We start from the raw sequence: 25326 nt of genomic DNA on the forward strand, positions 1-25326 counted from the left end.
GGTGTCACGCAGTCCTCGCAGCGCCCGTCGCCGCAGTCGGCGCAGATCCACTCGCTCATCGGACGGCCTCCAGTCCGGGGAGGGCGATGTCGGTGGTGCCCTCGGGTGTGGCCGCGGTCGGCAGGTACGGGGCGACGGCGGGCCGCGGCTCGGTGGGTTGGCCGTAGCCGGCGGCGCGGAGGAGGGTGACGGCGTCGGCGAGCAGCATCCGCACCGGGAACACCGCGCGGCCCGGGGGCGGCACCACCTCGGTCACCAGCGCGCCGAGTTGGAACGCGTGCATGTAGGCCCACCACCTGCCGGCGTTGGACGGCCCGACCCCGCGACGCTGGACCACGAGGACACCTACGGCGGCCTTGGCGTTGACGACCTCGGTGGTCAGCTCGGCCATCCAGGTGAGGATCGTCAGGTCGCTGGCTGCCTTCGCGGCCTCCCCGCCTTTCACTTCCCAGCAGACGGCGGGGGTGCCGGTGATGTCGCCGGCGTCGAGGGCGCCGCGGAGGCTGCGCCTCTCTGCGTGCGGGTACCCGTTGGCGACGAGGTAGCGGACGACGGCGGTTTCGGCTTTGGTGCCGATGTCGCGGGGCCGGGTCACGCTGCCACCTCCACCCGGTCGAGGTCCCGCTTGCACTCGTGGTCGTCCTTGTGGCCGGCCGGGCGGGCGCAGGGCACGTCCCCGCAGCAGAAGGTGGAGCAGGCGTCGGCGAGCAGGAGCGGTGCCGTCTCGTCCCGCTCGGAGGCGCACGCCACGCACTGGATGGACACCCACGGCTTGCCGGAGGTGTTGATGTCGCCGGGGAACATGACGTGCCGCAGGTAGCGGTGGCCGGGAGCGATGGTCTTGCGGCGGCAGCCCTCGCAGCGGTGAGCGATGCGGGCGGTGCGGGCCTGGGTGGTGTTCACGGTCGGGTCTCCTTGTGGGCGCGGGCGAGTCGGTGGAGGGCTTCGCGGCGGCGGGCGGCGATCACGCGGACACCACCTTCAAGCCGTTCCGCTTCGCCGCCATGCGGCACTGCGGGCAGATCGGCTCGCGGGTGCTCGGGTGGAGGGCAGCCCCGCCAGGCACCCGGTGATCGCATTCCGGGCCGCGGCGGGCCGCTTCGAGTGCTTCGGCGACGGATGCCCGCTTGGCGGCGGCGCGGTGTTCGGTGAGGAGCTGGTTGAGGTCTCCGTCGGTGGCCATGCGGCGGAGGAGGCCGGGGAGGCTGCGGGGCTTCCGCTCGTTGGCGACCCGCTTGGTGATCGCCTCGGCTTCCTCGAGGTTGGCTCCGGTGCTTTCGATGACGATCTGTTCGGGAGCGTTTGGCGACTGCTGCTTGGCTGCGGTCTGGCTATAGGTCTGGAAGTGGTCTGGCTTGTGTCCACCTCCTGCACTAGCCCGGTCCACCTCACGGACTAGCCCTAGTCCGTCTCCTGCACTAGCTAGTCCAGGAGGTGCACTAGCTAGTCCGTCTCCTGCACTAGCCGGGACGGTCAATCGGTACCGGGTCCGCTCCTTCTCCATCTGCGCCTGCCGCTTGGTCGGGCGGGCCCGAACCACCCAGCCGTCCCGCCTGGCGGACCGCTCCATCGCGTTGAGATGCGTGGCGAGGGCACTGCGGGACAGCCCGGTCATCACCTGCAGGGTCGACAGCGACGGGGAGAACTTCGCCGGGATGACTCCGCCGGGCCAGTCGGCGAGGACGGCGAGGGCGAGCAGGATCAGCCGGGCCGGGGCAGGCAGGTCGGACCCCAGCACGGCGCGCTCGAATTCCCACCGCTTCACTCGGCCGGCTCCTGCCCGGCGCGGTCGGCAGCAGCGACCTCACGCAGCAGCTCGATCAGCTCGCGGCGCGTCTCGTACGTGTTGACCCGGCCGTCGGCGTCCTTGTACGGCGGGACGTAGCCGTTCCAGTTCCGGGCGTGCGACAGGCTGAGGATCTGGCAGAGCCGCTTGCACGCCCAGTCGTACGCCAGCACCCGTTCACGGCGGTTGGCGATCTCGTTGCGCTGCTGGCGGTACTGCGGCAGCCACTCCCGTAGCCGCTGGGCGGCGGCCGGGCCCCGCATGAACGGCATCTGCGGCCAGATGGACGACGCGCGTGGGGAGTTGTTGGAGGCCATCAGCGGGCATCCCCTTCCTGGACCGCTGAGCGGTGGTCGTTGAGGTGGTGCTCGAGGGCGTCGGCGGCGGCGACCACCGCGGTGACCGGGTCGGGCTCGCGGATGAGCACGGTCACGGTGCAGAGCGGGCAGTCGACGGTGGTCGCGGTGCCGCGGTGGTCGCCGGTGCTCATGCCGCCGCCTTCGCCTTGGCCTTGCGGGTCTGCCAGCGCTTGGCCTGGTACGCCTGCCGGTTCATGAAGGTGCTGTCCCAGCTGCGGAGCTTCGGCACCCGGCAGTGCCGGCAGCCGGTGAGCTGGCGGCGGGCGTCGGGGAGGTCGTCGACCGGGTAGCCGCAGTCGCAGGTGGGGCAGCGTCCGCCGCGCTCGTTGTAGGCGACGCCGGCGCGGATGACGCCGAAGGGCTTCCGGTCGGGCTCCCCCACGAGGCAGTTCTCGTCGCGGCGGGCGGGGCAGACGGCGCAGAGTTGGAGGGCGAGGCGGTTGCCGGGGTCGCCGGTGTCCCAGAACTCCGGCGGCTGCCCGACGCAGCGGGCGATCACCTGGGCGGTCACGACTCGGTCCCCCGGCGCTGGCGGCCGACCCGGTCGACCATGTCGAGCAGCGACTCCTCGTCGCCGACCTCGTTCTCCAGCCGGGCCCCAGCCAGGCGGTGCTGCTGCAACTCCACCCGGATCTGCCGCAGCCGACCCAGCGACGTGCGCGGGTCGATGATCTCGTCGCGGTAGTCGGCAGGCTTCGGCGCCGGCCGCTCCCCCCGCTCGTGGCCGCGGTCGATGTCCGGGTCCTGAGTGGGGATGTGCAGCGACGACAGGAACACGGTCCGCTGCGCCACCGAGATGGCCTTCGCGGTGGCCTTGTCCTGCGTGTCGGTGGCCTGCCCGGCGGACTGGATGGTGGTGGGCAGGACGTCGCCCTTCGGGCCCATCACGGTCCACTCGACCTGGACGCGGCACTCCTGGATGGCCTTGCCGCCCGAGGTGCGCGCCTCCACGTACTCCACGGACAGCAGCCGCGACGGCAGCATCAGCACACCGTGGCGGCGCAGCGCCGGCCCGACCGCGTTGACGACCCGGTCGACGCCGCGGAAGTCGTACCGGCCGCCCGAGTCGGCGCGCTGGTCCTTCTTCGCGATGGACTGCACGTCGGACATGACCCGGGCGAACGCGACCTGCACCGGCACCTCGGGGGCGTCGTGGATCTCGTTGTCGTCGTAGTCGACGTCCTCGAGCGGGGCCATCCGCATGGTGGGCCGCTCCGGGGTCTGCTCCGGGCCGCTGGTGCCCGGCTCGGTGGCCGCCGGCCAGCCGTTCGCGTCGGCTTCGACGCGGTCTCGCAGGGTGCTCACTGGGTCTCTCCCGTCCGGCGGAAGTCCGGCGCCAGCCGGATCTGGTGGTGGGTCTTTTCGGTCACGCAGTCGGCGTAGGCGTCGGGCCACTGCTCGGCGAGCCGGTCGAGGTCGACGTCGCGCTTGCTGACGGGGTTGAACTCGTAGGCCAGCTCCCCGCCGAAGGTGACCGTCTGCGCCCCCGCGGCGAGGCGGGCGAGGATCGCGCGGGATTCCTTGAGCGCGCGCTCGGCGGCGCCCTTGCGGGCGGACCGCTCGGCGTACTCCATGACCTCGCCGACCTCGTCGAGGTCGATCTCGCCGACGCGCTGCGGGTGGGTGAGGGCGTCCATCTCCAGCAGCGCCGCCGCTTTCGACAGGTCCCAGTCGGGCTCGACGCCAGCGAGCAGGTGCTCGGTGCGGAACCGATCGACCTCGCGGAGCACGTACGCCTCCATGCGGTCGTCGTGCTGCACGACGGTCTGCTTGAACTCGTTGCCGCCGATGAGAACGGCGACGTGGATGTGGTCGTATCCGGTCACCCGCATCTGCCAGGTGGTTTGGGCGAGCACGTCGTCGGGGACGTCGCGGCGCCACCGGCTGGCCTTGAAGGCGCTGCGGCACTTCACCTCGAGGGCGCACCTGGTGCGGACGGACCGGTCCATCGGGCACTCGAGGACCTGCCGGTCGAGGGTGGCCATCTGCCACGGCTGGTCGACGTGGGCGACCAGGCCGACGCGCTGGATGACGGACCGATTCCGGCGGGCCCACTCGCGGGCGACGGGCTCCTCGAGGACGGTGCCCCAGAACGCGGCTTCGCCGGCGTCGTCAACCAGCTCGCCGCGCTTGTCGCGGTAGACGTGCACGGCGGTGTTGTGGTCGGCGACGCCGAGGATGGCGGCGACGTCGCTGGAGCCGATGCCGTCGCGTCGGCGGGCGAGCCACTGGTCGCGGGGGGCGTCGGCGGGCAGGACGCGGGTGGCGGTGGGTGTGATGCGGCGGCTGGTGGTCGGCGTGGTCATGCCATCTCCTCCGCGTGCTTGCGGGTGGCTTCCTCGTTGAGGTCGAAGCGGTTGCAGTCGGGGCACTGGCTGCCGCCCTCGATGTAGAGGGGGTCGCTGACGGGCCAGCGGTCCTCGGCCAGCTCACAGGTCACGCAGGTGTTCATGCGGCACCCCACCGGTGCTCGGTGCCGGCGCCAATGCCCGCCATGTTCGCCATGGCCAGCGTCCGGCTATCCCAGTAGTCCGGGTCGACGCCAGCGCACTCCGGGCAGTAGGCGACCTTCTCGCCCTTGCCGTTGGTGCCGAGTCGCCAACCGGCTGCCCGGGCGACCTCCTCGACGTAGAAGGGCTTGTCGGCGCTGCCATCGAGCGACTCGCCCAACTCGCAGTAGGTGCAGGTGAACCGTTGCTTCATGCGGCTGCCCTCCGGGTCTTCAGTGCGCGGGCGCGGTCGAGGACGGTGTCCCAGTCGGGCACCTGGTAGCGGTGGTCGTCCGCGTCGTGCCGGCGGCGGGGAACGCCGCAGCCGGGGACGGCGCAGGCCAGCGGGGTGATCACGCCGCCTCCTGCTTGAGCAGGGGGACGCGCCGGTCGCCGGCTTTGCGGGCGCGGCGGAGGGTGTCGCGCAGGGCGTGGTACTCCATGCCGAGTTCGGGGGCGATGTCGGCGATGGGGCGGGTGTCGCCGCCGGCGGCGAGCCACGCCTTGATGACCTGCTCGCGGGTGCGGCTGCTTTCGGGGCATTTGCAGGTGATCGGCCCGCGGTTGCTTTGGCGGATGCGCGGGTGGCCGCAGCGGTGGCAGAGTTTGACCTCGTTGAGGTGGTCGCTCCAGGGGATGCCGCGGCGGATGGTGCCGGGGGTGATTTCGCAGGTGTCGTCGTCCATGGCGGGGCAGGTTTGGCAGAGGGCCATGGCCTGCCGGTTGCCGTCGTTGCCGAGGTCCCACATCTGGGGCGGGTTGGTGACGCAGGGCCTCGGGTCGAGGCCGGGGGCGACGAGGCCGCGGGGCTCGGGCCGGACGAGGGTCAGGGGAGTCATCGGACGCTCCCGGTGTTGACGGTGTTCACGAACGGGGTGCGGTCGGTCTGGGCGGCGGCGATGTCGCGGAGCCACTGGGCGGCGAGGTTGCGGATGGCGTGGTCGTCGAGGGGGACGTAGACGCGGGCGGCCATCTCGTCGTGGACGGGGGTGGTGACGGTGGTGGGTCGCCAGGTGCTGGCGATGTAGAGGGCGGGGCGCCGGCTGATGCCGGTGGGGGTGACGGTCTCGGCGGGCATCAGGCCACCTCCTTCCGGGCCTGCATCGCGGCGTAGCTCTCCACCCCGGCGCACTCGTGGCTGCTGCTGCGGTCGAAGACCTTCTGCGCGTCGCCTCGGCCGGTGCTGGTCCACCCGCAGTGCTTGCAGGTGACGCGGGCCGACGGACTGCCGGACGAGAAGAGGAAGAGGCGCTCCTTCACTTGGCCACCTCGCCTCGGGCCTTGCCCAGCACCCGGCGGATCTCGTCGAGGGGGATCGCGATGCCGAGGTCGCCAAGGGGGTCGCCGTCGGTGACCATGAGGAGCGACTCGACGGCCTCGACGACCTTGCGCAGCTTGTCGTTCTCGTTGGCGTGGGCGGTGTTGTCGCGGGTGAGGCGCTGCACTTCGGTGTCGGCCTTGTGGAGCTTGTCGGCCAGCTCGGCGACCTGGGCGCGGAGCTTGTCGGCCTCCATGACGAGGTTCCCGACCTGGTCGCCGGCCCGCCGGAGCGACTCAAGGTCGCGGGCGTACAGCAGGTTGCCGTCGATGACGTCGTAGATGCCATCGCCGTTCGCGCTGATGTACTCGCGGACGCGGGCGGCGGCACGGACCGGGCTGGGCAGGTCCCGGCTGTCGTCGTCGATGTCGTCGGGCTGGCCGGGGAGCACGTCGATGTGGGTGAGGGCGATGCAGGACGACTCGCCGCGCACCCGGACGACGGGGGTGTGGCCGCCGAGCAGCCATGCCTTGCCGTCGGTCAGGTTGTACTTCGGGGCGTCGTCGCGGGTGCCGGTCCAGTAGGCGACCCAGGTGACGCTGCCGTTGGTGGCGTTGAAGTCGTCGACCACGCTCTGCGGGTCGGTCGTGGTGGTGGTCATGGTCAGTTGCTCCAGATCAGGAAGGCGAAGAAGAGGACCCAGCCGAGCGCGCCGAGCAGCACCGCGAGGGGCAGGCCGCGGAAGACGCGGGCCTCGGCGGGGTGGGGCAGTCCCTGCGGGCCGGTGACTTCGTTGCACCACCGCTCGTGCGGGGTGAGGGACCCGGCCCAGCAGATGGGGCACTCGCGGACGCTGGGGTTGAGCTGCGGGGTGGGCTTGTGGCGGCGGACGATCCGCGGCAGCGGCACGGCGGTCATCGCTGGTCACCGCCGTTCGCGATCTCCAGCAGCACGTCTGCGTGGCACGGCTGGTCGAGCGGGCACCAGCAGGCCAAGTCTTGGCCGGCCAGTTCCTGCCGGATCAGGTGCCGACCGAGCGGGTTGTCGATGCCGTAGCGGAAGGTCTCGACGACGGCGGCCGGGTCCATCGGCCCGTAGGGGGCCCACGGCGATCGCTCGCCGACCTTCCACGGGTTGCCCCACTTGGTGGGCCGGCCGACGTAGACGGTGTTCTCGGGCATCCGCCAGCCCTTGGTGCGCTGGCGCTGAATCCGCTTCGGCATCACGCCACCTCGCGCAGGTCGGTGTCGGCGCCGCGGGCCTGCCGGGACCGGGCGATCGCGGCGTGCAGGTCGACGACGGTCTGCCGGGCGCTGGCGCACAGCTCGTCGACGGTGGGCCGGCGGGGTTGCCAGGGGCCGGTGAGGATGGGCGGGTCGTCGCCGGCGGCGGTGGGGGCGGGTGCCGCGCCGGGGCGGTTCAGGTGGGCGGTGAACACGTCGAGGTCGACGGCGTCGAAGCTCATCGCGGCACCGCCCAGTTGCGGAGCTTCACGGGCAGGTTCTCGGCGGCGCACGCCGGGCAGTCGGCGGTGCACACCTCCACCCAGTGGGTGAGCCGGTAGCAGAGGTGGCAGAGCCGCTTGTTGTGGGCCGAGCAGCACTGCCCGGTGGAGAGGGCGTTGGCGCAACGGACGCAGAGGGAGTTCACAGCGCACCTCCGGTGGTGGCGGTCCAGCGGGTGGGCGGGGCCATCGCGGTGCGCCGCTCGTCGGCCACCTCGTTGGCGATGCGGCGGAACTCGCAACCCGGCAGGGCCTCCACGCGGGCGACCTCACGGGCGAGCTGCTCGTCGGTCATGGCACCCACGTGGGCGGCGTACTCGGCGCACGCCTCGGCGACGGTGAGCGGCCGGATGGCGGCCAGCTCGGCGCACAGCCGCGGGCTCACTGGGCACCGCCGCGGATCGCCTTGACGTAGTCGTCAAGCCACACGGGCAGGCACTGGCAGTCGTCCTCGGCGTCGTGGTGGAACCCGATGCACCGGTCATCGACGCAGCCGCACCGGTCCCCGCCCCATCCGTGGTCGCCGAAGTAGTGCCGGGTGTAGCCGGCGATCGTGCCGTACCACTTGATGGTTTCGCGGGCCTGCTTGGTCAGTGCGCTCACAGCGCACCGCCCGCGAGGTCCGTGCGGTACAGGTCGGTCAGCGCCGCGAACACGGCGTCGTTGTCGCCCAGGTCGACGTACTCGCGCATCCGCGTGTAGAACGCCTTGCCCATCGCGTCGATGACCTCACCGGAGTCGTCGATGACGCGGACGTGGTTGCCGAGGACGTCGTACTCGATGGCCCCGGCCGGACCGCGGACGGCGAAGGTGGGGGAACCGTCGGCGGGGTGCTCGCCCGTGGTGGTGGTGAGCTGGTTCATGGGATACTCCCTTTCGGTACGGCGGCCCCGCGGCTCTTGGTTGGGTGTGCGGGGCTGCTTGCTGTCCGGGCCCGGGTGGGCGCCGGGGGCTTCAGGCGGCGTCGACCGTCGCTTCGTGCTCGATGAACTCGGCTATCCAGTCGCGGTGGACCAGGCGACGACGGCCGAGCTTCGTGCTCTTGAGTCGCTTCTCGGCGATGTACCGGTGCACCTGCCGCTCCGTGATTCCGCCGAGCAGCACGGCGACCTCATCGAGGGGGTAGAGCAGGCGGAACGGCACCTGGGCGTCCCCGTTCTCGGGGATCTGGGGCTCTGCGTTCCCGAACATGGGGAAAGACTACGCCTGACTGGGATCCCCGAACAGGGGGACACCTCAACTTTTTGGCCACCCTTTTTCTGGCCGGACGTGCCGTAGGGTGTAGCCCATGCAGGCCAGTTCAGCCAGGGTCATGGACGAGCTGACTCGTCCTACGCATCCTCACCGAGTTCGGGGATCTGCCCGATCTCGGGGGGACGGTCCCGATCTCGGGGCCTATGTTGCTCACATGGTGTCTCTCGAAGCGCGTCGTGCTGCCTTCGGACGGTTCGTACGACGGGCACTCGAAGACGCGAAGGATCGGCGGATCACCATCAAGGAGATCGAGCGCCGCACCGGCGTCGGCTCCACCACCTTCTACCGATGGCGCGACGGTGAATGGACCGCCGACCCGCGCCCCAGTCAGGTCGACGGGTTCTGCGATGGCTTGGACATCCCGAAGCGGGCCGCTTACCGGGCGCTCGGTTGGGGCGACGACGGCAAACCCGCCACCGAACCTGAGGCGGTCCTCGACCCGGAGCTGCGGGCCATCCAACGCCGCCTGATGGACCCCAGCGTCTCCGACGCGACCAAAGAGTCCATCCGGAACATGCTGCGTCTCATCATTGGGAACGGAAGCGGCGGACGGCGGGCGGCAGGCGACTGACGGTGCCGAGGCTCCCCTACCCCACCATCCAGCAGGGTGCCGACGGCTACTGGCACGCCTACGTCGTCGTCGGCACCAAGCCCAACGGCCGAGCAGACCAGCGGCACGTGCGCCGCAAGACCCGCGAGGACGCCATCGCCCGCGTGGACGAGCTGCTCGCGCAGCGGCGTACCGGCGCCGTCACCAAAGCCGGCCGCGCGCCCACCGTCCAGTCGTGGATGGAGGTGTACCTGACCGATGTGGCGCCGCGCCGCTGCAACCCGGCGACTCTCTACGACTACCGGTCGAAGTGCCGGAACTGGATCTACCCGCATCTGGGGAAGACGCGGCTGGACAAGTTGAAGCCGGAGCAGCTCGACGCCATGTACCTGGCGATGGAGCGGCAGGGCAAGGCGTCCAGTCACGCGCTGAAGGTGCATCGCATCATGACGCGGGCGTTGGAGGTGGCGCTGCGCCGCGGGCTGGTCGGTCGGAACGTGGCGAAGCTGATCGACGCCCCGTCGGGGAGGTCGCCGAAGATGGCGTTCCTCACCGAGCAGGAGGCCATGCGGGTGCTGGCTGCTGCGGCGGGGGAGCGGAACGCGGCGCGCTGGTCGGTGGCGTTGGCGTTGGGGCTGCGGCAGGGTGAGGCGCTGGGGCTGCGCTGGTCGCACGTCGACCTGGACGTGGGCCATATGGAGATCCCGAAGCAGCTGCGCCGGCGGATCTACGAGCACGGCTGCGGCGGGACGTGCGGGCGCAAGCGGGGCGCGGATTGCCCGCAACGCTCCGAGGGCGGGTTGCAGCTGGTCGACCCGAAGGGTAAGAGCGAGCGGACCCTGCCGATCCCGGCGCCGCTGGTGGCGAAGCTGCGCACCCACCGGCGGCTCCAGCTGGCCGAGCGGCTCGCCGCTGGGGAGTGGTGGCAGGACGGCGACTTCGTGTTCACCCAGAACGACGGCCGGCCGCTGGATCCGCGGCAGGACTATCAGGCTTGGCGGGACCTGCTCGACGCGGCCGGGGTGAAGCGGGTCCGCCTGCACGACGCGCGGCACACGGCGGCGACGTTGATGGTGGCGCAGGGCGTGGACCTGCACGTCGTGAAGGACGTGCTGGGGCACACGGACATCCGCACCACGCAGGGCTACGCGAAGGTGGTGTCGGAGCTGACCAGGGAGGCTACGGACCGTATGGGCCGGCTGCTGCTCGGCGGGGCGTAGTACACCTGCCCGTACACTGTTGATCTCTGAGGGCATGAGAAAGGGCCCCTGGCTCCCGGGATGTTTCCCGAGGCCAGGGGCCCTTTCCGTTGCCGAGCCGCCTGACGGAATCGAACCGTCGACCTACGCATTACGAGTGCGTCGCTCTAGCCGACTGAGCTAAGGCGGCAACGATCGTCAAGTGTACGGCACACCCCGCCGGACGCCGAACGGGATCCCCCCGACCTCCGAACCGGACATCCGGGAGTTTCGGTACGTGCGCGGGAGAGACTTCGCGGTCGGTCCGGACTACCCTGCGGCGGGTGAGTGACGATCACGTACCGCCGCAGCAGCCGATCCCCGAGGCGCACCCGGGCGAGCGGGCCAGCCGACGACCGCGCAGCCTGGACCCGCTGGAGCTGGGCTTCACCCCGCGGAAGCCGGTCCCGTGGCTCGCGCCGCTGCTGCTCATCAGCACCGGGCTGCGGACCCTGCTGGCGATGCTGTTCGGGGCGTACCTGGACAAGCGCGAGTTGCAGAACGCGTTCGGCGACGACACGTTCCGGCAGGTGGGGCCGGATGGCGGGCTCTGGCTGGACTACGTGGCCGACCTGGGCGACGGCTTCGACGCCACGTACTCGGTGGCGTACCTGCTCGCCCAGCCTGAGCTGGAGGTCGAGGGGCACCGGCTGCCCCGGGCGCAGACCCTGGTGATGGGGGGCGACCAGGTCTACCCGTCGGCGGCCTACGAGGCGTACGAGGACCGGTGCAAGGGGCCGTACCAGGCCGCGCTGCCGATCGCGCCGCCGCAGCGGCCGACGCTCTTCGCCGTGCCCGGAAACCACGACTGGTACGACGGCCTGACCGCGTTCCTGCGACTGTTCGTCCGCTCCCGGGACCGGCACTTCGCGGGCTGGGGCACCGGCCAGTCGCGCTCGTACTTCGCCGTGGAGTTGCCGGCCGACTGGTGGCTGCTCGGCCTCGACGACCAGTCCGGGTCGTACCTGGACGACCCGCAGCTCACCTACTTCGACGAGGTCGCGCGGAAGCTCACCCCGCGGTCCAAGGTGATTCTGGCGGTGCCGGCCCCGACGTGGGTCAAGGCCCACGACCATCCCACCGCCTACGACTCGATCGACTACTTCATCCGTACGATCGTCGCGCCCACCGGCGCGCAGGTGCGGCTGCTGGTCTCCGGCGACCTGCACCACTACGCCCGCTACACCAGCCCCGAGCGGCAACTCATCACCTGCGGGGGCGGCGGCGCCTACCTCTACCCCACCCACCAACTGCCCGAGCGGCTGGAGGTGCCGCCGCGGGACACCCTGGCCCGCCGGTCCAGCCGCACCCGCGAGTACGACCTGGCCGCCCGCTATCCGGACAAGGCCCGCTCCCGGCGGTACGGGTGGGGGATCTTCGCCCGGCTGCCCTTCCGCAATCCGGGTTTCACCACCCTGCTGGGCACCCTGCACACGCTGCTGATGCTGGCCATGGCCGGGGTGGCGGGGAACCACGTCGGCACCACCGAGCAGCGGCTGTTCAGCGTGCCGCTGGTGATCATGCTGGCGGTGACCCTGCTGGGTGCGGCGTTCTTCGCCAAGCCGCCCAGCGCCGGTGGGAAGCGGCACGCCCGGCACTGGATCCTCGGCGTGACGCACGGGCTGGCCCACGTGGCGCTGGCCGCCGGCGGCACCTGGCTCTGGCTGCAGCTGCCGTTCTACGACTGGCCGTGGCCGCTGCCGGCGGTCGCCGCTGCCGTCCTGTACGGGCCGGTGAGCGGGCTGGTCGCCAGCCAGCTGGTAGCGCTCTACCTGCTGGTGGCGGGGTCGTTCGGGGTGAACGTCAACGAGCTGTTCGCCGGCCAGGGCATCGAGGACTCGAAGTCGTTCCTCCGCTTCCGCATCGACCCGGACGGCACCCTGACCATCTACCCGATCGCGGTCGACAAGGTCTCCCACGCCTGGCAGCTGAACGCCGACCAGTCCCCCGCGTCGAGCTGGATCCTCCCGAAAACCCCCCTGACCCCCCGCCTGGCCGAGCCCCCCATCGTCCTCCGCTGAGGCGCGCGCCCCAGCCCAGCCCACTCAGGTTGATCGCGAGGTTAGCGGCACGAAAGAGATCGAACTCGCCGCTAACTTCATGATCAGCGCGGGAGGCGGGGGGCGGGGGATGGGTCAGGAGTAGTGCTGGTCGTGAGCCTGGCGGGGGGCGCAGACGGAGGCGCGGCTGCACGAGCAGCGGGAGCCGTCGGCGTCGAGGCGGACGGTGACCGAATCGCGGGGGACGCTGTGGCCGACGACCTTGCCCTCGCCCTCGGGGGTGGCGACGCGGCTGCCGATCGTCGGCGCGGACTCCTGGAAGCGCTGGTAGAGCGGATGCTCGTACTTCAGGCAGCACATCAGCCGGCCGCACGCGCCGGAGATGCGCAGCGGGTTGAGCGGCAGGTCCTGGTCCTTGGCCATCCGGATGGTCACCGGTTCGAAGTCGGTGAGGAAGGTCGCGCAGCACAGGTCCCGGCCGCAGGAACCGATCCCGCCCTGCACCCGCGCCGAGTCCCGGGCGGAGAGCTGCCGCAGCTCGACCCGGCAGTGCAGGGTCGCCCCCAGGTCGCGGACGAGGGAGCGGAAGTCGACCCGGTGCGGCGCGGTGAAGTAGACGGTCGTCCGGTCGCTGCCGGTCTCCGGCGTGGCGAAGACGTGGTCGATCGCCACCACCTTCATCGGCAGGCCGTGCTCGCGGATCAGCCGCTTGGCGGCCACCTTGGCGTCGGCCTTGCGCCGGCGCAGCAACTCGTCGCGGCGCAGGTCCTCGTCTCCGGCCAGGCCGGCGACGCGGGGGAAGCCGGCGGTGTCCTCACTGACCCACTGCGCGGCCCAGACGCACTCGGCCACCTCGGGCCCCTCGTCGGTGGGCACCAGCACCTTGTCGCCCACCTGCGGGCGCAGCTCGCCGGGGTCGAGGTAGAAGAGGCGCCCGTACCGGTTGAAACTGACCGCGCAGAGCATGCCCATGCCCACCACCCTACGACCTTCGGACGGTTCCGGGCCGGCCGCCCGTCGCCGTCCGGTCACCCGGCGCAGCGATCCATGATTGTCGACTCGACCGAACCGACCCCGACCCCTCGTGTCGTGATCCTCGCCCGGACGGTTGAAACATGAGTCAGCTACGGGACAAACGGCGGTCGGCCGCGTTGAGTGAAGCCATACCTGCGGGGGGTGCAGGGGAAGGCCACGGCGTCGCCGCCGGAGCCCGGCCACGGCCGGTTCGGTGTGCGACGCCGTGGACCTGCGAGGCCCCGGTCAGTGCCCGATCCGGGTGGTGCCGCCGTAGCGGGGCGCGGTCGTGATCCGGTCCCGCCAGGTCGTCTCGGCCAGGCTCGGCGCCCACTGCCGCAGCAGCGTCTCCGCGCCGTCGTAGGCCACGCCGAGCACGCCCAGCACCCGGGTGGCGATCTCGGCGGCCGCGAAGGCCCCGGACCGACCGGCCTCGGCGCCCGGGCGGGTGGCGGCGTGCACCGTGACCGCCTCGGCCGAGCGCAGCGCCTCGGCCAGCGCCCGGGCCAGCGCGGCCCGGCTCCCCTCCACCCAGTCGGCCAGCGCATCGGCGTAGCCGGCGGTCGACTCCAGCCGCCCGACCAGGCTCTCCGGCCCCTCGTCAAGGTGCCGGAGCAGGGCGGTGCGGGCCTCGCCGTAGGCCGCGGCGGCCGGCCCGGACCAGGCGACCGGGTCGGCGAGGACGGCGCAGGTGTCGTCGTAGCCCCGGACGAGCCGGCGCACGGCGTGGCCGGCGCCGGTCAGCGGCGCGGGGTGCAGGTCGAGGAACTCGCGCACGGCGGCGCCGGGCAGCACCTGCATCCGGCGCAGCAGCGGCCAGAGCCGGTGCCCCTCGGGTGCGCCGGCGGCGAGCAGCGCGTCGACCCGGGCGAGCAGGTCGAGACCCGGCTCGGCGAGGCGGTCGAGGGTGTCCATCACGCCTCCCGCGCCAGCCGCCGCGCGACGGACTCGTCGGTCCCCGGGTAGCGGTCGGCGGCGCTGCGCAGGGCGGCCGCGGCGGCCGCCAGCCGGGTGGCGGCGGCCTGCGCCTCGCGGGCCCGGTCGCCGGTGGCCGCGGTCCACTGCCGGTGCAGGGCGCGGCCCACCTCGCCGGGCCGGCCGGTGGCGTGGGCGCCGAACGCGGGGTGGGGCGGGTCGGTGGCGGTCACCGTGTGGGCGAGCGTGGCGAGGGCCGCGCCGGCCTCGTCCAGGCGGGCGGCCAGGGCGCGCAGCGTCTCCATGTCAGGCTCCCGCCAGCGGCCGGTAGGCCGCGAAGGTCTCGTTGTGCAGCTTCTCCCGGGCCCACTGCGCCGCGTCGGCGGCGGCGGTCACCGCGGCCTGCACCGAGCCGGCGACGTCCCGGGGGCTGCGCTGGTGCAGCGGGCCGAGGAAGCGCACGTCGGTGATCCGGCCGCCGGCCGTCACCACCACCTCGACGAGGCCGTCCGGCGAGCGGACGGTGACCTCGACCGTCGCCACCGCCTGGTCGAACTCGGCCTGGAGGGTCTCGATGCGCCGGTAGCGCCGCACCGCCTCCTCGATCCAGGCCTCGTCGATCTCCCCCCGTGGCATGGGCGGACTCCTCCCGGCTGACCTCGTCACTGAGCGTGCCGCAACCGTCACCGCGCGGCCACACCGGACCGTACCGCAGTCAACAAAGCCTGTCGATGCCCTGTGGACAACCTCGACCGGCGGTGGTCAGCCCTTCCACAGGGCGAGCATCATGGCCTCCACCGCGATCCGCGGCTTGACGTTCGCCTCGATCGCCGCCCGGCACTCCAGCACGGCTTCCAGCCGGCGCAGTGCCCCATCGGCGTCCCACTTCTGCGCGCCGGCGCCGGCCAGCGCCGCGGTGTCGGTGTGCACGGGGGCGACCGGCGCCCGCAGCGCCATGGTGAGCGCGTCCCGGTAGAAGCCGGCCAGGTCGACCAGCGCCCGGTCGAGCGCGTCCCGCTGGGCCCGGGTGGCCCGCGACTTCTGCCGCCTCTCCAGGTCCTTGAGCTGCCCGGCGGCGCCCCGCATGGCCCCGGCCGCACCCCGGCCGGTCCCGCCCGCGCCGAGCGCGGTCTGGAGTGCGGCCCTCTCCGCCTCGTCGATCTCGGCGACCGATGCGGCGGCCTCCGCCTCGGCCGCCTCGATCAGCGCGGAGGCGGCGTCGAACGCAGCTCCGACCCCGGTCAGCCGGCGCGGCACGGCGAGCACGGCGTCACGGCGCTGCCGGGCCTCCGGGTCGCTGGCCAGCCGCCGGGCCCGGCCCACGTGTCCCTGCGCCGCCGCGGCGGCCCACTCGGCCACGTCGGGGGCGATGCCGTCCCGGCGTACGAGCACCTCGGCCACCGCGCCGGCCGGCGGCTGCCGCAGCGGCACGACCCGGCAGCGGGACCGGATGGTCACGGAGATGTCGTCCGGGTGGGTGGAGGGGGCGCAGAGCAGGAAGACGGTACGCGGCGGCGGCTCCTCGACCGCCTTGAGCAGTGCGTTGCCGGCGGCCTCGGTGAGGCGGTCGGCGTCCTCGATGATGACGACCTGCCAGCGGCCGCCGGACGGCGTGCTGGCCGCCCGCAGCACCAGCGCGCGCATCTCGTTCACGCCGATGGAGAGCCCCTCGGGCACCACCAGCCGCACGTCGGCGTGGGTCCCGCCCAGGGTGGTGTGGCAACCGGGGCAGTGGCCGCAGCCGGTGCCGTGCACGCACTGCAGGGCGGCGGCGAAGGCGCGCGCGGCCACCGACCGGCCGGAGCCGGGCGGTCCCGTGAAGATCCAGGCGTGGGTCATCCCGGCGCCGGGCTCGACCTCCGGGCCGGGGCCCGACTCGTCGAACTCCTCGGCGAGCGCGTCGAGGTCGTCGTCGCCGCCGGTCGGGCCCGCTCGGCCGGCCGCCACCGGGGCGGCGGCGCGCAGCAGGGCTGCGGCCGAGGCGGCGGCCCGCCGGAGCGTGGCCACCGCCTCGTCCTGCCCGACCAGGTCGGCGAAGACGTCCGTCATCGGTGGGGGCGTTCCATCGTCACCAGCTCCGCGTCGGATAACTCGGGCTGGACCGTGGTGTCGGGGCCCTGGGCCGGGCGGGGGTGCACGATGCCGGCCGGGTCGACGAGGAACTCGTCCACCCGCCGGGCGACCGCCGCGGTGATCTCCTCGACCGGGCGGGACGCGTCGAGCACCAGGTAGCGCTTGGGGTCGGCGGCGGCCAGGTCGAGGAAGGCGTAGCGGACCCGCTCGTGGAACGCCACCGACTCGGCCTCCAGCCGGTCGGCCGCCTGGCTGCGGGAGTCGACCCGGGACCGGCCGGTGTGCGGGTCGACGTCGAGGAGCACCACGAGGTCGGGCTTGAGCCCGCCGGTGGCCCACGAGGAGAGCCAGGAGACCTCCTGCACGGGCAGGGTCCGCCCGGCCCCCTGGTACGCCAGCGACGAGTCGACGTACCGGTCGCTGATCACGACTGCGCCGCGTACCAGCGCCGGCCGGACCACGGTGGCCACGTGGTGCGCCCGGTCGGCGGCGTAGAGCAGCGCCTCGGCGCGCGGCGAGGGGGCGTCCTCGCCGGAGGTCTCCAGCACCAGCGCGCGGATCCGCTCGCCGATGGCGGTGGCCCCGGGCTCGCGGGTGACCACGACGTCCCGGCCCTGCTCGCGCAGCCGGTCGGCGAGCGCGGCGAGCTGGGTGGACTTGCCGGCGCCCTCGCCGCCCTCGAAGACCACGAAGAGGCCGCTGGAGACGAAGGGCTCGGACGGCATCAGCGGGCGGCCCCGGATCGAGCCCCAGAGGTCGGCGAGGACCGGCACGCCCTTCTTGTCGTCCATCTGGCCGAAGGCGCTGATCCCGGCGAAGATGCCGGCGGCGCCCGCGGCGAGCAGCAGCAGGCGGGTCGAGGAGACCGAGATGCCCAGGTCGGCGATGGTCAGCTGGCGGGAGCCGCCGACGCCGACCAGGAGGCTGCTCAGCGCGATGGCCAGGATCAGCACCAGCCGGGTGCCGATCTGCACCACCGCGAAGACCCTGCCGCGCACCTCGTCGGCGACCTCGCCGCCGAGCAGCGTGGTGCCGGCCAGGAAGGCCATGCCGGCGCCCGCGCCGACCAGGATCGCGCCGAGCATCGCCATGGACAGGTGGATGGCGAAGGCGAGCACCAGCACCGAGGCGCTGGCCAGCACGATGCTCATGCCGAACCAGCGGCGCCGGGACATGTCCCGGACGATCATCGGCCCGAGCCCGATGCCCAGCGCCAGGCCGACGAAGATCGCGCCGAAGAGCAGTGAGAAGGCGGCGTCACCGGCGCCGAGCGAGCTGGCGAAGAACTTCGCGGTGCCGACCACGATGCCGCCGCCGGCGAAGGCGCCGAAGATGCCCAGCACGAGGCCGCGTACCAGCGGGGTCTGGCCGATGTATTTCCAGCCGTCGGCGAACTGGCGGAACATGCTCTGCTCGACGCGCTCCGTCTCGCCGCGCTGGGCCTCGCTGATCTCCTTGATCCCGAAGGCCACCACCAGCGCGGTGGCCAGCCGGGAGAAGGCGTTGAACCAGAGGGCGAGCTGGGCCGGCTCGGCCCAGTCGGGCAGCTCGCCGCCGACCGCCCCGCGCACCCCGCGGTCGAGCACGGCCAGGGCGATGGCCGCGGCCACCGGGGTCAGGCCGTACGTGGTGATCAGGGTGAGCTGGTTGGCCGTCTCCAGCCGGGTGCGCGGGATCAGGTTGGGGACCGCGGCCTCCTTGGCCGGGATCCACAGCAGGGTGACCGACTCGATCAGGAACGTGGCGATCAGCGCCCAGCCGACCACCAGCCCTCCCGCGGCGCCGGTGAGCGCGTAGAGGGGGATCGAGGCGAAGAGCACGAAGCGCAGCAGGTCGCAGATGACCATCGTCCACCGCCGGTCGAACCGGTCGGCGAAGACGCCCGCCACCGGACCGAGCACCAGCGCCGGGAGCAGCCGGATCGCGGTCACGCCGCCGAAGGCGGCACCCTGGGCGGTGCTGCCGGAGACCTGGGCGGCGGCGAAGAGGGCGGTGGCGAGCAGGCCGAGCCAGTCGCCGAAGGAGGCGACGCCGAGCACGATCCACAGCCGGCGGAACGGCCGGATGCGCAGCACCGACCGGATGGCGGCCGCACCGGAGCGGTCGGCAGGCGACGACACGCCGGGCGACTCGCCGTTGTTCTGGCTTTCGATGGCCGTACCTCCACGTGCCGGCCCAGAGCTGGGCATCCCCGGTGGAACACTCTAGTCGCGGCGAGCTGCGACCCCCTTCGCGACATTCGCCTGCTCGCCGAGCCTAGGCCGCCGGCACCACCGCCCGCAGCCCGGACAGACGCGAGGGTATTTCGCATTGGCGTCCAGACAGTTAGCGTGCACACGTGGCCATCGACCGTGACAAACTTCGCGATCGCCTCGATCGGGCGACCGCCCACCTCGACCCGCCGTACGCGGTGGTCGACCTCTCCGCCTTCGACGCCAACGCCGGCGCGCTGGTCGACCGGGCCGCCGGCAAGCCGGTGCGGATCGCCAGCAAGTCGGTCCGGGTCCGGGAGCTGCTGACCCGGGCGCTGGCCCGGCCCGGCTGGCGCGGTGTGATGGCGTTCGCCCTCCCCGAGGCGCTCTGGCTCGCCCGCAGCGGCGTCAGCGACGACGTGCTGGTCGCCTATCCGACCGCGGACCGGAGGGCGCTCGCCGAGCTGGCCGCCGACCCGGCGCTCGCCGACGCGGTGACCCTGATGATTGACGACGCCGGGCAACTCGACCTGGTCGACCAGGTCTGCCCGCCCGGTCGCCGGCCGGCGCTGCGGGTCTGCCTCGAACTGGACGCCTCCTGGCGGCCCCTGGGCGGCCGGGTGCACGTCGGCGTGCGGCGCTCGCCGGTGCACAGCGCCGGGGCGGCCGGCACGCTCGCCGCCGCCGTCGCCGGCCGGCCGGGCTTCCGGCTGGTCGGCCTCATGTCGTACGAGGCGCAGATCGCCGGCCTCGGCGACGCCCCGCCCGGGCAGGTGGTGCTCGGGACGGCCATCCGGGTCACCCAGCGCGGGTCGTACCGGGAACTGCTGGCCCGCCGGGCGGCCGCCGTCGCCGCGGTACGCGAGCACGCCGACCTGGAGTTCGTCAACGGCGGCGGCACCGGCAGCGTGGCCGCCACCAGCGCCGACCCCGCGGTCACCGAGGTCACCGCGGGCTCCGGCCTGTACGGGCCGACGCTCTTCGACGCGTACCGTGCCTGGCGGCCCACCCCGGCGGCGTTCTTCGCCTGCGCGGTGGTCCGCCGCCCGGGACCCGGGCTGGCCACCGTGCTCGGCGGCGGCTGGATCGCGTCGGGCCCGGCCGCCGACAGCCGACTGCCCCGGCCGTGGCTACCGGCCGGGCTGAAGCTGCTGGGCGCTGAGGGCGCGGGCGAGGTGCAGACCCCGCTGGCCGGCGACGTCGCCACCGCCCTACGGATCGGCGACCGGGTGTGGTTCCGCCACGCGAAGGCCGGTGAGGTGTGCGAGCACGTCAACGAGGTGCATCTGGTCGACGGCGACAGCGTGGTGGCCACCGTGCCCACCTACCGGGGCGAGGGCCACGCGTTCCTCTAGATGGTGACGGCGGGCCCCCCGCGCACCTCGGGAACCCGCCGCTCGTCGTCCCGCCCGGTCGCACCCGGGCGTCGCACCTTGCCGTCACCGCCGGCACGAGCGGTGACGTCCCGCTCAACCCTGCTGGACGGCCTCCGTCCGGGCGTCGACCTGCCGGTGCAGGTACTCCCGGATGAGCGCCTTCGCCTCGACCAGCACCCGCTCGTCGCCCTCGGTCTTCCGCCGGAACGCCAGCTTGATCAAGGAGTCGGCGGCCTCCACCGCGACCTCCAGGTGGAACCGGAGGTCCGGCACACCGGCCAGACCGAACCGCTCTGTGAGCACCCGGGCGAGCTGATCGGCGATCACCCCGTTGTTGTCCCGCTGCTCGTCGAGCAGGTGCAGGTCGACCACGTCGCCGAAGTGCAGGGTACGAAAGCCCGGGACCGTGCGGTGCATCGAGATGTACTCGTCGATCGCCGCGTCGACCCCGTCCCACCAGTAGGTCAGGTCGGCGGAGGAGAACCGCTCGTCGAGCCGCTGGAGATAGGACTCCATTGTGCGCAGCGTCAGCGCCTGCACGATGGCCCGCTTGTCCGGAAAGAACTGGTAGACCGACCCGATCGCCACCTCGGCACGCTCGGCGAGCAGGGTCGTGGTCAAGCCCTCGTACCCCACCTCGTCGACGAGCTCGGCGCAGGCGTCCAGCATTCGCTGGACCCGCGCGACACTTCGACCCTGCACCGGAACCCGACGCAGCGGCCCGGTCGTGGCGGCTGGTGTGGACACTCGGCGCCACCCCCCTTCGACGGATGAACATATCTGCACGTCACGAGTCTGTGACTACCGGTACAACGAGCCGGGCTCGATTGCGGTATTTACCAGGTACAACGTTCCTGATATGAAGTCAGTTCATATTCACCTCGAGGAGCGTCCGATGGCCGGCACGGCAGCCGCCTGGTCCAACTGGGCCGGCAACCAGCGCAGCACCGCCGCCCTGACGGTGCGCCCACGCACCGTCGAGGAGGTCGCCGAGGCGGTCCGCCACGCCGCCGACACCGGCCGGACGATCCGGGCGGTGGGCAGCGGACACTCCTTCACCGGCACCGCCGTCGCCGACGGACACCGGCTCGACCTCGCCGACCTGGACACCAAGGTCACCGTCGACACTGCTCGCCGCCTGGTCACCGTACCGGCCGGAATGACCCTGCACACGCTCAACGACCTGCTCGCCGCCCACAACCTGGCACTGCCCAACCTCGGTGACATCGACGCGCAGACCGTCGCCGGAGCGCTCTCCACCGGCACCCACGGCACCGGCGCGAAACTCGGCTGCCTGTCCACCTTCGTCACCGCGCTGACCCTGGTCACCGGGACCGGCGAGGTGCTGCGCTGCTCCGCCGACGAGCACCGCGACGTGTTCGCCGCCGCCCGGGTCGGGCTCGGCGCCGTCGGAGTGCTGGTCGAGGTCACGCTGCGCTGCGTCGACGCGTTCGTGCTCCGCGCCCACGAGCGGCCGGCGGCGCTCGCCGCCGTGCTCGACGACCTGCCCGGCCTCATCGAGCAGCACGACCACGCCGAGTTCTACTGGTTCCCCTACACCGACCGGGTGCAGGTGAAAACCAACGACCGGTCACCCGCCGACGACCGGCCGCTGCCCCGCTGGCGCGGCTGGTTGGACGACGAGTTCCTCTCCAACACCGTCTTCGCCGGGGCCTGCCGGCTGGGCCGCGTCGTGCCCGCGCTCGCCCCCGGGATCAGCGCGATCTCCGCCCGGGCCCTCACCGAACGCACCTACACGGGCCGCTCCGACCAGGTCTTCTGCACCCCGCGGCGGGTCCGCTTCGTGGAGATGGAGTACGGCCTCCCGCGCGCCGCCCTGCCCACCGCGCTGGCGGAGTTGCAGCGCATCGTGGACGGGCTGCCGTTCAAGGTGCTGTTCCCGGTCGAGGTGCGGTTCACCGCCGCCGACGACATCTGGCTCTCCCACGGATACGGGCGGGACTCCGCGTACGTCGCCATCCACCAGTACGTCGGCATGCCGTACGAGCCGTACTTCCGGGCGTTCGAGAAGGTCGCCACCGAACTGGGCGGCCGCCCCCACTGGGGCAAGCTGCACTGGCGGAACGCAGAGTCCCTGACTACCGCCTACCCGAAGTTCGCCGACTTCCTGGTCGTCCGCGACCGCCTCGACCCCGACCGCCGCTTCACCAACCCCTACCTGGACCAGGTGCTTGGCGCCTGACTCCCGAAGATCGTGGCAGGAAGCGGCCGCTGGGCCCACTTCCTGCCGCGATCTCGTCAGTCGGTCTCGGTGCTCGCGGTGGCCTTCTTCGGGGCCGCCTTCTTGGCCGGGGCCTTCTTGGCGGCGGTGGTCTTCGCGGTCGTGGTCTTCTTAGCGACCGTGGACTTGGCGGCGGCCGTCTTCTTGGCCGCCGTCGTCTTCTTGGCCGGGGCGGCCTTCTTCGCCGCCTTCTTCTTCGGCGCCGGACCCTTCGCCCGCTTCTCGGCGAGCATCTCGGAGGCCTCCTCGAGAGTCAGCGCCTCCGGGGTCTGCGCGCGCCGCAGCGAGGCGTTGGTCTCCCCGTCCGTGACGTACGGGCCGAACCGCCCGTCCTTGATGACCAGCGGCTTCTCGGTCGCCGGGTCGTTGCCCATCTCCCGCAGCGGCGGCGCGGCGGCCCGGCGCTGCCGGGTCTTCGGGGCGGCCAGCAGGGCGAGCGCCTCGTCCAGCGACACGGTGAACATCTTGTCTTCGGAGTCCAGCGAGCGGAACTCGTCACCGCGCTTGACGTACGGGCCGTAGCGGCCGTTGTTGGCGACCACCTCGTTGCCCTCGGGGTCGGTGCCGATCAGCCGGGGCAGGCTGAGCAGCTGCAACGCCTGGTCGAGGGTGAGGCTGTCCGGCGACTGCGAGCGCAGCAGCGAGGACTTCCGCTCGCCGCTGGCCACGTAGGGGCCGAACCGGCCGGACTTGAGCAGGATCGGCTCGCCGGTGGCCGGGTCGTCGCCGAGCTTGCGCTCGCCCCCGCCGCCGAGGAACAGCTCGTGCACCTTCTCCGGGGTCAGCTCGTCGGGGGCCAGCCCCTCGGGGATCGGTGCCCGGTCGCCCTGGCCGCCGCCCTCCTCGCCCTCCGCGGGGGGCGCGGGCTGCTCGCCCGGCATCGTCCGCTGGAGGTACGGCCCGTAGCGGCCGACCCGCACGACGACCTCGCGCCCGTCGTCCTCGGTGAAGAGCGGGATGGAGTTGACGCTGCGCGCGTCGATGTCGCTGAGATTCTCGGTGACCAGCTTCTTCAGGCCGCCCGCGTGGGCGATGGCCTGGTCGCCGGTGCCGTTGGCGCTGCCGAAGTAGAAGGAGGTGAGGAAGTCGACCGCGGCGTGGTCGCCGCCGGCGATCTCGTCCAGCTCGTTCTCCATGGTGGCGGTGAAGTCGTAGTCGATGAGGCGCGGGTAGTGCCGCTCCAGCAGCCCGATCACCGCGAACGCCAGGAACGACGGGATCATGGCCTGGCCGCGCTTGGAGACGTACCCGCGGTCCTGGATGGTCTGCATGATCGACGCGTACGTCGACGGGCGACCGATGCCCAGCTCCTCCAGGGCCTTGACCAGCGACGCCTCGGTGTAGCGGGCGGGCGGCTGGGTGTGGTGACCCTGGGGGGCCAGCTCGTCGGCGGTGAGCGGCTGGTCCTTGGTCAGGGTGGGCAGCCGCCGCTCGGCGTCCTCGGCCTCGGCGTTCTCGTCGTCGCTCGACTCGACGTACGCCCGCAGGAAGCCCGGGTCGGTGATGGTCTTGCCGGTGGCGCCGAAGTCGGCCTCCTCGCCGGCGGAGGAGAGCGCCCGGATGCGCACCGAGACGCTGGAGCCGACGGCGTCGGTCATCTGCGAGGCGATGGTGCGCCGCCAGATCAGCTCGTAGAGCTTGAACTCCTCGGCGGACAGCTCCTTGGCCACCTCGCCCGGGGTGCGGAAGTTGTCCCCCGCCGGGCGGATCGCCTCGTGCGCCTCCTGCGCGTTCTTCACCTTGCCGGTGTAGCGCCGCGGCTCCGGCGGCACGCTGCGCTCGCCGTAGAGCTCGCCGATCTGCCGGCGGGCCGCCGCGATGGCGGTCTCCGACAGGTTCACCGAGTCGGTACGCATGTAGGTGATGTAGCCGTTCTCGTAGAGCCGCTGCGCGGTGCGCATCGTCTGCTGGGACGAGAGCCGCAGCTTGCGGGCCGCCTCCTGCTGGAGGGTGGAGGTGATGAACGGCGCGTACGGGCGGCGGCGGTAGGGCTTCTCCTCGACCCGGGTGACCGTGAACGGCCGCCCGTCCAGCCGCGCGGCCAGCCCCCGGGCCCCGCTCTCGTCCAGGTGCACCACCCCTGCGCCGGCCCGGACCCGGCCCGTGGTGGGCTCGAAGTCCTTGCCGGTGGCGATCCGGTCGCCGCCCAGAGCGATCAGGGTGGCGTTGAAGGTGCGCGGCCCCTCGCCGGGGTTCGCGACCGCCAGGGTGGCCAGGATGTCCCAGTACTCGGCGGTGCGGAACGCCATCCGCTGCCGCTCCCGCTCGACCACGATGCGGGTCGCCACGGACTGCACCCGGCCGGCGGAGAGGCCGCTGCGGACCTTGCGCCAGAGCACCGGGGAGACCTCGTAGCCGTAGAGCCGGTCGAGGATGCGCCGGGCCTCCTGGGCGTCGACCAGGTCCCGGTCGATCTCCCGCGGGTTGGCCACCGCGGCCTGGATGGCCGGCTTGGTGATCTCGTGGAACACCATCCGCTTGACCGGCACCTTGGGCTTCAACGTCTCCACGAGGTGCCAGGCGATCGCCTCGCCCTCGCGGTCCTCGTCGGTCGCGAGGAAGATCTCGTCGACTTCCTTGGCCAGCGACTTCAGCTTGGTGATCTGCTTCTTCCGGTCGGCGGAGACCACGTAGAGCGCGGCGAAGCCGTTGTCCACGTCCACGCCGAGCCGGGCCCAGGGCTTGTCCTCGTAGGCGGCCGGGATCTCGGCGGCGTTGCGGGGCAGGTCCCGGACGTGGCCGAAGCTGGCCTCCACGACATACCCCGGGCCGAGGTAGCCCGAGATCGTCTTGGCCTTCGCCGGTGACTCGACGATGACCAGACGGGTGGTTCCAGCGTTGCTCGGCACGTCTCTCCCCGACCTCACTCCTACGCAATGCCCACTTCGGGGCGTGTTGCACCCTGCCGGACCACCGGCGGTCCGGATGTCCAACGTAACGCGCCGTCCGCGTTCCGGGTTTCGTGGGCGGCAAATGATCAGGTGGCGTCGACCATCGGCCGCACCCCGCCGGACGGCGCCACCGTACACCGTGGGTAGGGCGCCGAGCGGGTCACTGTGACGATCACGCACCCATG

36 protein-coding genes and 1 tRNA gene are annotated in these 25326 nt (G+C 72.4%); 5 read left to right on the forward strand and 32 right to left on the reverse strand.

What is annotated here, in order from left to right; genetic code table 11:
- Positions 1-55 precede the first annotated feature (55 nt).
- The 23 genes from ACFYPD_RS09565 to ACFYPD_RS09675 all read right to left on the reverse strand — a co-directional run bounded on the left by ACFYPD_RS09565 (position 56) and on the right by ACFYPD_RS09675 (position 8587).
- Positions 56-595: a hypothetical protein gene (locus tag ACFYPD_RS09565; protein ID WP_387110779.1), complete on the reverse strand. Its 540-nt coding sequence runs from the start codon at positions 593-595 to the stop codon at positions 56-58.
- The gene (locus ACFYPD_RS09570) at positions 592-903 is read right to left on the reverse strand and encodes a hypothetical protein (RefSeq protein ID WP_387110781.1); all 312 of its coding nucleotides are present in this window, start codon (positions 901-903) and stop codon (positions 592-594) included. Before ACFYPD_RS09570 ends, ACFYPD_RS09565 begins: the two co-directional genes overlap by 4 nt.
- Before the next feature lie 61 nt (positions 904-964).
- Positions 965-1765, reverse strand: coding sequence for a hypothetical protein (locus ACFYPD_RS09575; protein ID WP_387110783.1), 801 nt, complete (start codon positions 1763-1765; stop codon positions 965-967).
- Positions 1762-2103 carry a hypothetical protein gene (locus ACFYPD_RS09580; RefSeq protein ID WP_387110785.1) on the reverse strand — a complete coding sequence of 114 codons (342 nt, stop codon included), beginning with the start codon at positions 2101-2103 and terminating at the stop codon, positions 1762-1764. Before ACFYPD_RS09580 ends, ACFYPD_RS09575 begins: the two co-directional genes overlap by 4 nt.
- A complete protein-coding gene (locus tag ACFYPD_RS09585) occupies positions 2103-2276 on the reverse strand; it encodes a hypothetical protein (protein ID WP_387110787.1) in 174 nt (57 codons plus the stop codon). The genes ACFYPD_RS09580 and ACFYPD_RS09585 overlap by 1 nt, the downstream gene beginning before the upstream one ends.
- Positions 2273-2656, reverse strand: a complete 384-nt coding sequence (locus ACFYPD_RS09590) for a hypothetical protein (protein ID WP_387110789.1) — start codon at positions 2654-2656, stop codon at positions 2273-2275. Before ACFYPD_RS09590 ends, ACFYPD_RS09585 begins: the two co-directional genes overlap by 4 nt.
- A complete protein-coding gene (locus ACFYPD_RS09595) occupies positions 2653-3450 on the reverse strand; it encodes an ERF family protein (protein ID WP_387110791.1) in 798 nt (265 codons plus the stop codon). Before ACFYPD_RS09595 ends, ACFYPD_RS09590 begins: the two co-directional genes overlap by 4 nt.
- The gene (locus tag ACFYPD_RS09600; protein WP_387110793.1) at positions 3447-4451 is read right to left on the reverse strand and encodes a YqaJ viral recombinase family protein; all 1005 of its coding nucleotides are present in this window, start codon (positions 4449-4451) and stop codon (positions 3447-3449) included. The genes ACFYPD_RS09595 and ACFYPD_RS09600 overlap by 4 nt, the downstream gene beginning before the upstream one ends.
- On the reverse strand, positions 4448-4597 hold the full coding sequence (locus ACFYPD_RS09605) for a hypothetical protein (protein ID WP_387110795.1): 150 nt from the start codon (positions 4595-4597) through the stop codon (positions 4448-4450). The genes ACFYPD_RS09600 and ACFYPD_RS09605 overlap by 4 nt, the downstream gene beginning before the upstream one ends.
- Complete coding sequence (locus ACFYPD_RS09610; protein ID WP_387110797.1) at positions 4594-4848, reverse strand: hypothetical protein; 255 nt, start codon at positions 4846-4848, stop codon at positions 4594-4596. Before ACFYPD_RS09610 ends, ACFYPD_RS09605 begins: the two co-directional genes overlap by 4 nt.
- Positions 4845-4991: a hypothetical protein gene (locus ACFYPD_RS09615; RefSeq protein ID WP_387110799.1), complete on the reverse strand. Its 147-nt coding sequence runs from the start codon at positions 4989-4991 to the stop codon at positions 4845-4847. Before ACFYPD_RS09615 ends, ACFYPD_RS09610 begins: the two co-directional genes overlap by 4 nt.
- On the reverse strand, positions 4988-5473 hold the full coding sequence (locus ACFYPD_RS09620; RefSeq protein WP_387110801.1) for a hypothetical protein: 486 nt from the start codon (positions 5471-5473) through the stop codon (positions 4988-4990). The genes ACFYPD_RS09615 and ACFYPD_RS09620 overlap by 4 nt, the downstream gene beginning before the upstream one ends.
- A complete protein-coding gene (locus tag ACFYPD_RS09625) occupies positions 5470-5712 on the reverse strand; it encodes a hypothetical protein (protein WP_387110803.1) in 243 nt (80 codons plus the stop codon). The genes ACFYPD_RS09620 and ACFYPD_RS09625 overlap by 4 nt, the downstream gene beginning before the upstream one ends.
- Positions 5712-5894: a hypothetical protein gene (locus ACFYPD_RS09630; protein ID WP_387110805.1), complete on the reverse strand. Its 183-nt coding sequence runs from the start codon at positions 5892-5894 to the stop codon at positions 5712-5714. The genes ACFYPD_RS09625 and ACFYPD_RS09630 overlap by 1 nt, the downstream gene beginning before the upstream one ends.
- On the reverse strand, positions 5891-6553 hold the full coding sequence (locus ACFYPD_RS09635) for a hypothetical protein (protein ID WP_387110807.1): 663 nt from the start codon (positions 6551-6553) through the stop codon (positions 5891-5893). The genes ACFYPD_RS09630 and ACFYPD_RS09635 overlap by 4 nt, the downstream gene beginning before the upstream one ends.
- Positions 6554-6555: 2 nt before the next feature.
- Positions 6556-6810 carry a hypothetical protein gene (locus ACFYPD_RS09640; protein WP_387110809.1) on the reverse strand — a complete coding sequence of 85 codons (255 nt, stop codon included), beginning with the start codon at positions 6808-6810 and terminating at the stop codon, positions 6556-6558.
- Positions 6807-7115 (reverse strand): DUF4326 domain-containing protein, encoded by a 309-nt coding sequence (locus ACFYPD_RS09645; RefSeq protein WP_387110811.1) that lies wholly within the window; start codon positions 7113-7115, stop codon positions 6807-6809. The genes ACFYPD_RS09640 and ACFYPD_RS09645 overlap by 4 nt, the downstream gene beginning before the upstream one ends.
- Positions 7115-7357, reverse strand: coding sequence for a hypothetical protein (locus ACFYPD_RS09650; RefSeq protein ID WP_387110813.1), 243 nt, complete (start codon positions 7355-7357; stop codon positions 7115-7117). The genes ACFYPD_RS09645 and ACFYPD_RS09650 overlap by 1 nt, the downstream gene beginning before the upstream one ends.
- Positions 7354-7542 carry a hypothetical protein gene (locus tag ACFYPD_RS09655; protein ID WP_387110815.1) on the reverse strand — a complete coding sequence of 63 codons (189 nt, stop codon included), beginning with the start codon at positions 7540-7542 and terminating at the stop codon, positions 7354-7356. Before ACFYPD_RS09655 ends, ACFYPD_RS09650 begins: the two co-directional genes overlap by 4 nt.
- Positions 7539-7781, reverse strand: coding sequence for a hypothetical protein (locus tag ACFYPD_RS09660; protein ID WP_387110817.1), 243 nt, complete (start codon positions 7779-7781; stop codon positions 7539-7541). Before ACFYPD_RS09660 ends, ACFYPD_RS09655 begins: the two co-directional genes overlap by 4 nt.
- Positions 7778-7999, reverse strand: a complete 222-nt coding sequence (locus ACFYPD_RS09665; protein WP_387110819.1) for a hypothetical protein — start codon at positions 7997-7999, stop codon at positions 7778-7780. Before ACFYPD_RS09665 ends, ACFYPD_RS09660 begins: the two co-directional genes overlap by 4 nt.
- The gene (locus tag ACFYPD_RS09670; RefSeq protein WP_387110821.1) at positions 7996-8259 is read right to left on the reverse strand and encodes a hypothetical protein; all 264 of its coding nucleotides are present in this window, start codon (positions 8257-8259) and stop codon (positions 7996-7998) included. The genes ACFYPD_RS09665 and ACFYPD_RS09670 overlap by 4 nt, the downstream gene beginning before the upstream one ends.
- Before the next feature lie 91 nt (positions 8260-8350).
- Complete coding sequence (locus tag ACFYPD_RS09675; RefSeq protein WP_387110823.1) at positions 8351-8587, reverse strand: helix-turn-helix domain-containing protein; 237 nt, start codon at positions 8585-8587, stop codon at positions 8351-8353.
- A 217-nt stretch (positions 8588-8804) separates the two neighbouring features.
- Between ACFYPD_RS09675 and ACFYPD_RS09680 the strand changes: the two genes are divergently transcribed.
- Both ACFYPD_RS09680 and ACFYPD_RS09685 read left to right on the forward strand, forming a co-directional pair.
- Positions 8805-9221 (forward strand): helix-turn-helix domain-containing protein, encoded by a 417-nt coding sequence (locus ACFYPD_RS09680; RefSeq protein WP_387110825.1) that lies wholly within the window; start codon positions 8805-8807, stop codon positions 9219-9221.
- Positions 9222-9223: 2 nt separating this feature from the next.
- On the forward strand, positions 9224-10420 hold the full coding sequence (locus ACFYPD_RS09685) for a tyrosine-type recombinase/integrase (RefSeq protein ID WP_387110827.1): 1197 nt from the start codon (positions 9224-9226) through the stop codon (positions 10418-10420).
- Between the two features lie 95 nt (positions 10421-10515).
- Here the strand turns inward: ACFYPD_RS09685 and ACFYPD_RS09690 are convergent.
- Positions 10516-10589, reverse strand: a tRNA-Thr gene (locus ACFYPD_RS09690).
- 133 nt (positions 10590-10722) lie between these two features.
- Here ACFYPD_RS09690 and ACFYPD_RS09695 point away from each other — a divergent pair.
- Positions 10723-12459 carry a metallophosphoesterase family protein gene (locus ACFYPD_RS09695; protein ID WP_387110829.1) on the forward strand — a complete coding sequence of 579 codons (1737 nt, stop codon included), beginning with the start codon at positions 10723-10725 and terminating at the stop codon, positions 12457-12459.
- A gap of 114 nt (positions 12460-12573) precedes the next feature.
- Here the strand turns inward: ACFYPD_RS09695 and ACFYPD_RS09700 are convergent, their stop codons facing one another.
- The 6 genes from ACFYPD_RS09700 to tmk all read right to left on the reverse strand — a co-directional run bounded on the left by ACFYPD_RS09700 (position 12574) and on the right by tmk (position 18479).
- Entirely contained in the window at positions 12574-13410 is an 837-nt protein-coding gene (locus ACFYPD_RS09700; RefSeq protein ID WP_387110831.1) for a stage 0 sporulation family protein, read from the reverse strand.
- A 288-nt stretch (positions 13411-13698) separates the two neighbouring features.
- Positions 13699-14367, reverse strand: coding sequence for a hypothetical protein (locus tag ACFYPD_RS09705; RefSeq protein WP_387110833.1), 669 nt, complete (start codon positions 14365-14367; stop codon positions 13699-13701).
- Complete coding sequence (locus ACFYPD_RS09710) at positions 14367-14672, reverse strand: hypothetical protein (RefSeq protein WP_387110835.1); 306 nt, start codon at positions 14670-14672, stop codon at positions 14367-14369. Before ACFYPD_RS09710 ends, ACFYPD_RS09705 begins: the two co-directional genes overlap by 1 nt.
- A 1-nt stretch (position 14673) precedes the next feature.
- Complete coding sequence (locus ACFYPD_RS09715) at positions 14674-15003, reverse strand: YbaB/EbfC family nucleoid-associated protein (protein WP_099162865.1); 330 nt, start codon at positions 15001-15003, stop codon at positions 14674-14676.
- A 126-nt stretch (positions 15004-15129) separates the two neighbouring features.
- Positions 15130-16416 (reverse strand): DNA polymerase III subunit delta', encoded by a 1287-nt coding sequence (locus ACFYPD_RS09720; RefSeq protein WP_387110837.1) that lies wholly within the window; start codon positions 16414-16416, stop codon positions 15130-15132.
- Positions 16413-18479: a dTMP kinase gene (tmk, locus tag ACFYPD_RS09725; protein ID WP_387112309.1), complete on the reverse strand. Its 2067-nt coding sequence runs from the start codon at positions 18477-18479 to the stop codon at positions 16413-16415. Before tmk ends, ACFYPD_RS09720 begins: the two co-directional genes overlap by 4 nt.
- A 299-nt stretch (positions 18480-18778) precedes the next feature.
- On the opposite strand from tmk, the gene ACFYPD_RS09730 reads away from it, so the two are divergent.
- Positions 18779-19987 carry an amino acid deaminase/aldolase gene (locus tag ACFYPD_RS09730; RefSeq protein ID WP_387110839.1) on the forward strand — a complete coding sequence of 403 codons (1209 nt, stop codon included), beginning with the start codon at positions 18779-18781 and terminating at the stop codon, positions 19985-19987.
- Positions 19988-20101: 114 nt separating this feature from the next.
- Here the strand turns inward: ACFYPD_RS09730 and ACFYPD_RS09735 are convergent, their stop codons facing one another.
- A complete protein-coding gene (locus ACFYPD_RS09735; protein WP_387110841.1) occupies positions 20102-20677 on the reverse strand; it encodes a TetR family transcriptional regulator in 576 nt (191 codons plus the stop codon).
- A gap of 226 nt (positions 20678-20903) precedes the next feature.
- Between ACFYPD_RS09735 and ACFYPD_RS09740 the strand changes: the two genes are divergently transcribed.
- Positions 20904-22211 carry a D-arabinono-1,4-lactone oxidase gene (locus ACFYPD_RS09740; RefSeq protein WP_387110843.1) on the forward strand — a complete coding sequence of 436 codons (1308 nt, stop codon included), beginning with the start codon at positions 20904-20906 and terminating at the stop codon, positions 22209-22211.
- Between the two features lie 56 nt (positions 22212-22267).
- Here ACFYPD_RS09740 and topA read toward each other — a convergent pair whose 3' ends face one another.
- Positions 22268-25099 carry a type I DNA topoisomerase gene (gene topA, locus ACFYPD_RS09745; RefSeq protein WP_387110845.1) on the reverse strand — a complete coding sequence of 944 codons (2832 nt, stop codon included), beginning with the start codon at positions 25097-25099 and terminating at the stop codon, positions 22268-22270.
- Positions 25100-25326: the final 227 nt, after the last annotated feature.

The sequence above is a fragment of the Micromonospora sp. NPDC005299 genome (genome assembly GCF_042872345.1).
GTDB lineage: Bacteria > Actinomycetota > Actinomycetes > Mycobacteriales > Micromonosporaceae > Micromonospora.

Coding starts and splice junctions, on each gene's coding strand:
- ACFYPD_RS09580 (WP_387110785.1), bottom strand. CDS start 2,103: ATGGCCTCCAACAACTCCCCACGCGCGTCGTCCATCTGGCCGCAGATG.
- ACFYPD_RS09585 (WP_387110787.1), bottom strand. CDS start 2,276: ATGAGCACCGGCGACCACCGCGGCACCGCGACCACCGTCGACTGCCCG.
- ACFYPD_RS09600 (WP_387110793.1), bottom strand. CDS start 4,451: ATGACCACGCCGACCACCAGCCGCCGCATCACACCCACCGCCACCCGC.
- ACFYPD_RS09605 (WP_387110795.1), bottom strand. CDS start 4,597: ATGAACACCTGCGTGACCTGTGAGCTGGCCGAGGACCGCTGGCCCGTC.
- ACFYPD_RS09610 (WP_387110797.1), bottom strand. CDS start 4,848: ATGAAGCAACGGTTCACCTGCACCTACTGCGAGTTGGGCGAGTCGCTC.
- ACFYPD_RS09620 (WP_387110801.1), bottom strand. CDS start 5,473: ATGACTCCCCTGACCCTCGTCCGGCCCGAGCCCCGCGGCCTCGTCGCC.
- ACFYPD_RS09625 (WP_387110803.1), bottom strand. CDS start 5,712: ATGCCCGCCGAGACCGTCACCCCCACCGGCATCAGCCGGCGCCCCGCC.
- ACFYPD_RS09635 (WP_387110807.1), bottom strand. CDS start 6,553: ATGACCACCACCACGACCGACCCGCAGAGCGTGGTCGACGACTTCAAC.
- ACFYPD_RS09640 (WP_387110809.1), bottom strand. CDS start 6,810: ATGACCGCCGTGCCGCTGCCGCGGATCGTCCGCCGCCACAAGCCCACC.
- ACFYPD_RS09645 (WP_387110811.1), bottom strand. CDS start 7,115: ATGCCGAAGCGGATTCAGCGCCAGCGCACCAAGGGCTGGCGGATGCCC.
- ACFYPD_RS09650 (WP_387110813.1), bottom strand. CDS start 7,357: ATGAGCTTCGACGCCGTCGACCTCGACGTGTTCACCGCCCACCTGAAC.
- ACFYPD_RS09670 (WP_387110821.1), bottom strand. CDS start 8,259: ATGAACCAGCTCACCACCACCACGGGCGAGCACCCCGCCGACGGTTCC.
- ACFYPD_RS09675 (WP_387110823.1), bottom strand. CDS start 8,587: ATGTTCGGGAACGCAGAGCCCCAGATCCCCGAGAACGGGGACGCCCAG.
- ACFYPD_RS09680 (WP_387110825.1), top strand. CDS start 8,805: ATGGTGTCTCTCGAAGCGCGTCGTGCTGCCTTCGGACGGTTCGTACGA.
- ACFYPD_RS09700 (WP_387110831.1), bottom strand. CDS start 13,410: ATGGGCATGCTCTGCGCGGTCAGTTTCAACCGGTACGGGCGCCTCTTC.
- ACFYPD_RS09705 (WP_387110833.1), bottom strand. CDS start 14,367: ATGGACACCCTCGACCGCCTCGCCGAGCCGGGTCTCGACCTGCTCGCC.
- ACFYPD_RS09710 (WP_387110835.1), bottom strand. CDS start 14,672: ATGGAGACGCTGCGCGCCCTGGCCGCCCGCCTGGACGAGGCCGGCGCG.
- ACFYPD_RS09715 (WP_099162865.1), bottom strand. CDS start 15,003: ATGCCACGGGGGGAGATCGACGAGGCCTGGATCGAGGAGGCGGTGCGG.
- ACFYPD_RS09720 (WP_387110837.1), bottom strand. CDS start 16,416: ATGACGGACGTCTTCGCCGACCTGGTCGGGCAGGACGAGGCGGTGGCC.
- ACFYPD_RS09735 (WP_387110841.1), bottom strand. CDS start 20,677: ATGCTGGACGCCTGCGCCGAGCTCGTCGACGAGGTGGGGTACGAGGGC.
- ACFYPD_RS09740 (WP_387110843.1), top strand. CDS start 20,904: ATGGCCGGCACGGCAGCCGCCTGGTCCAACTGGGCCGGCAACCAGCGC.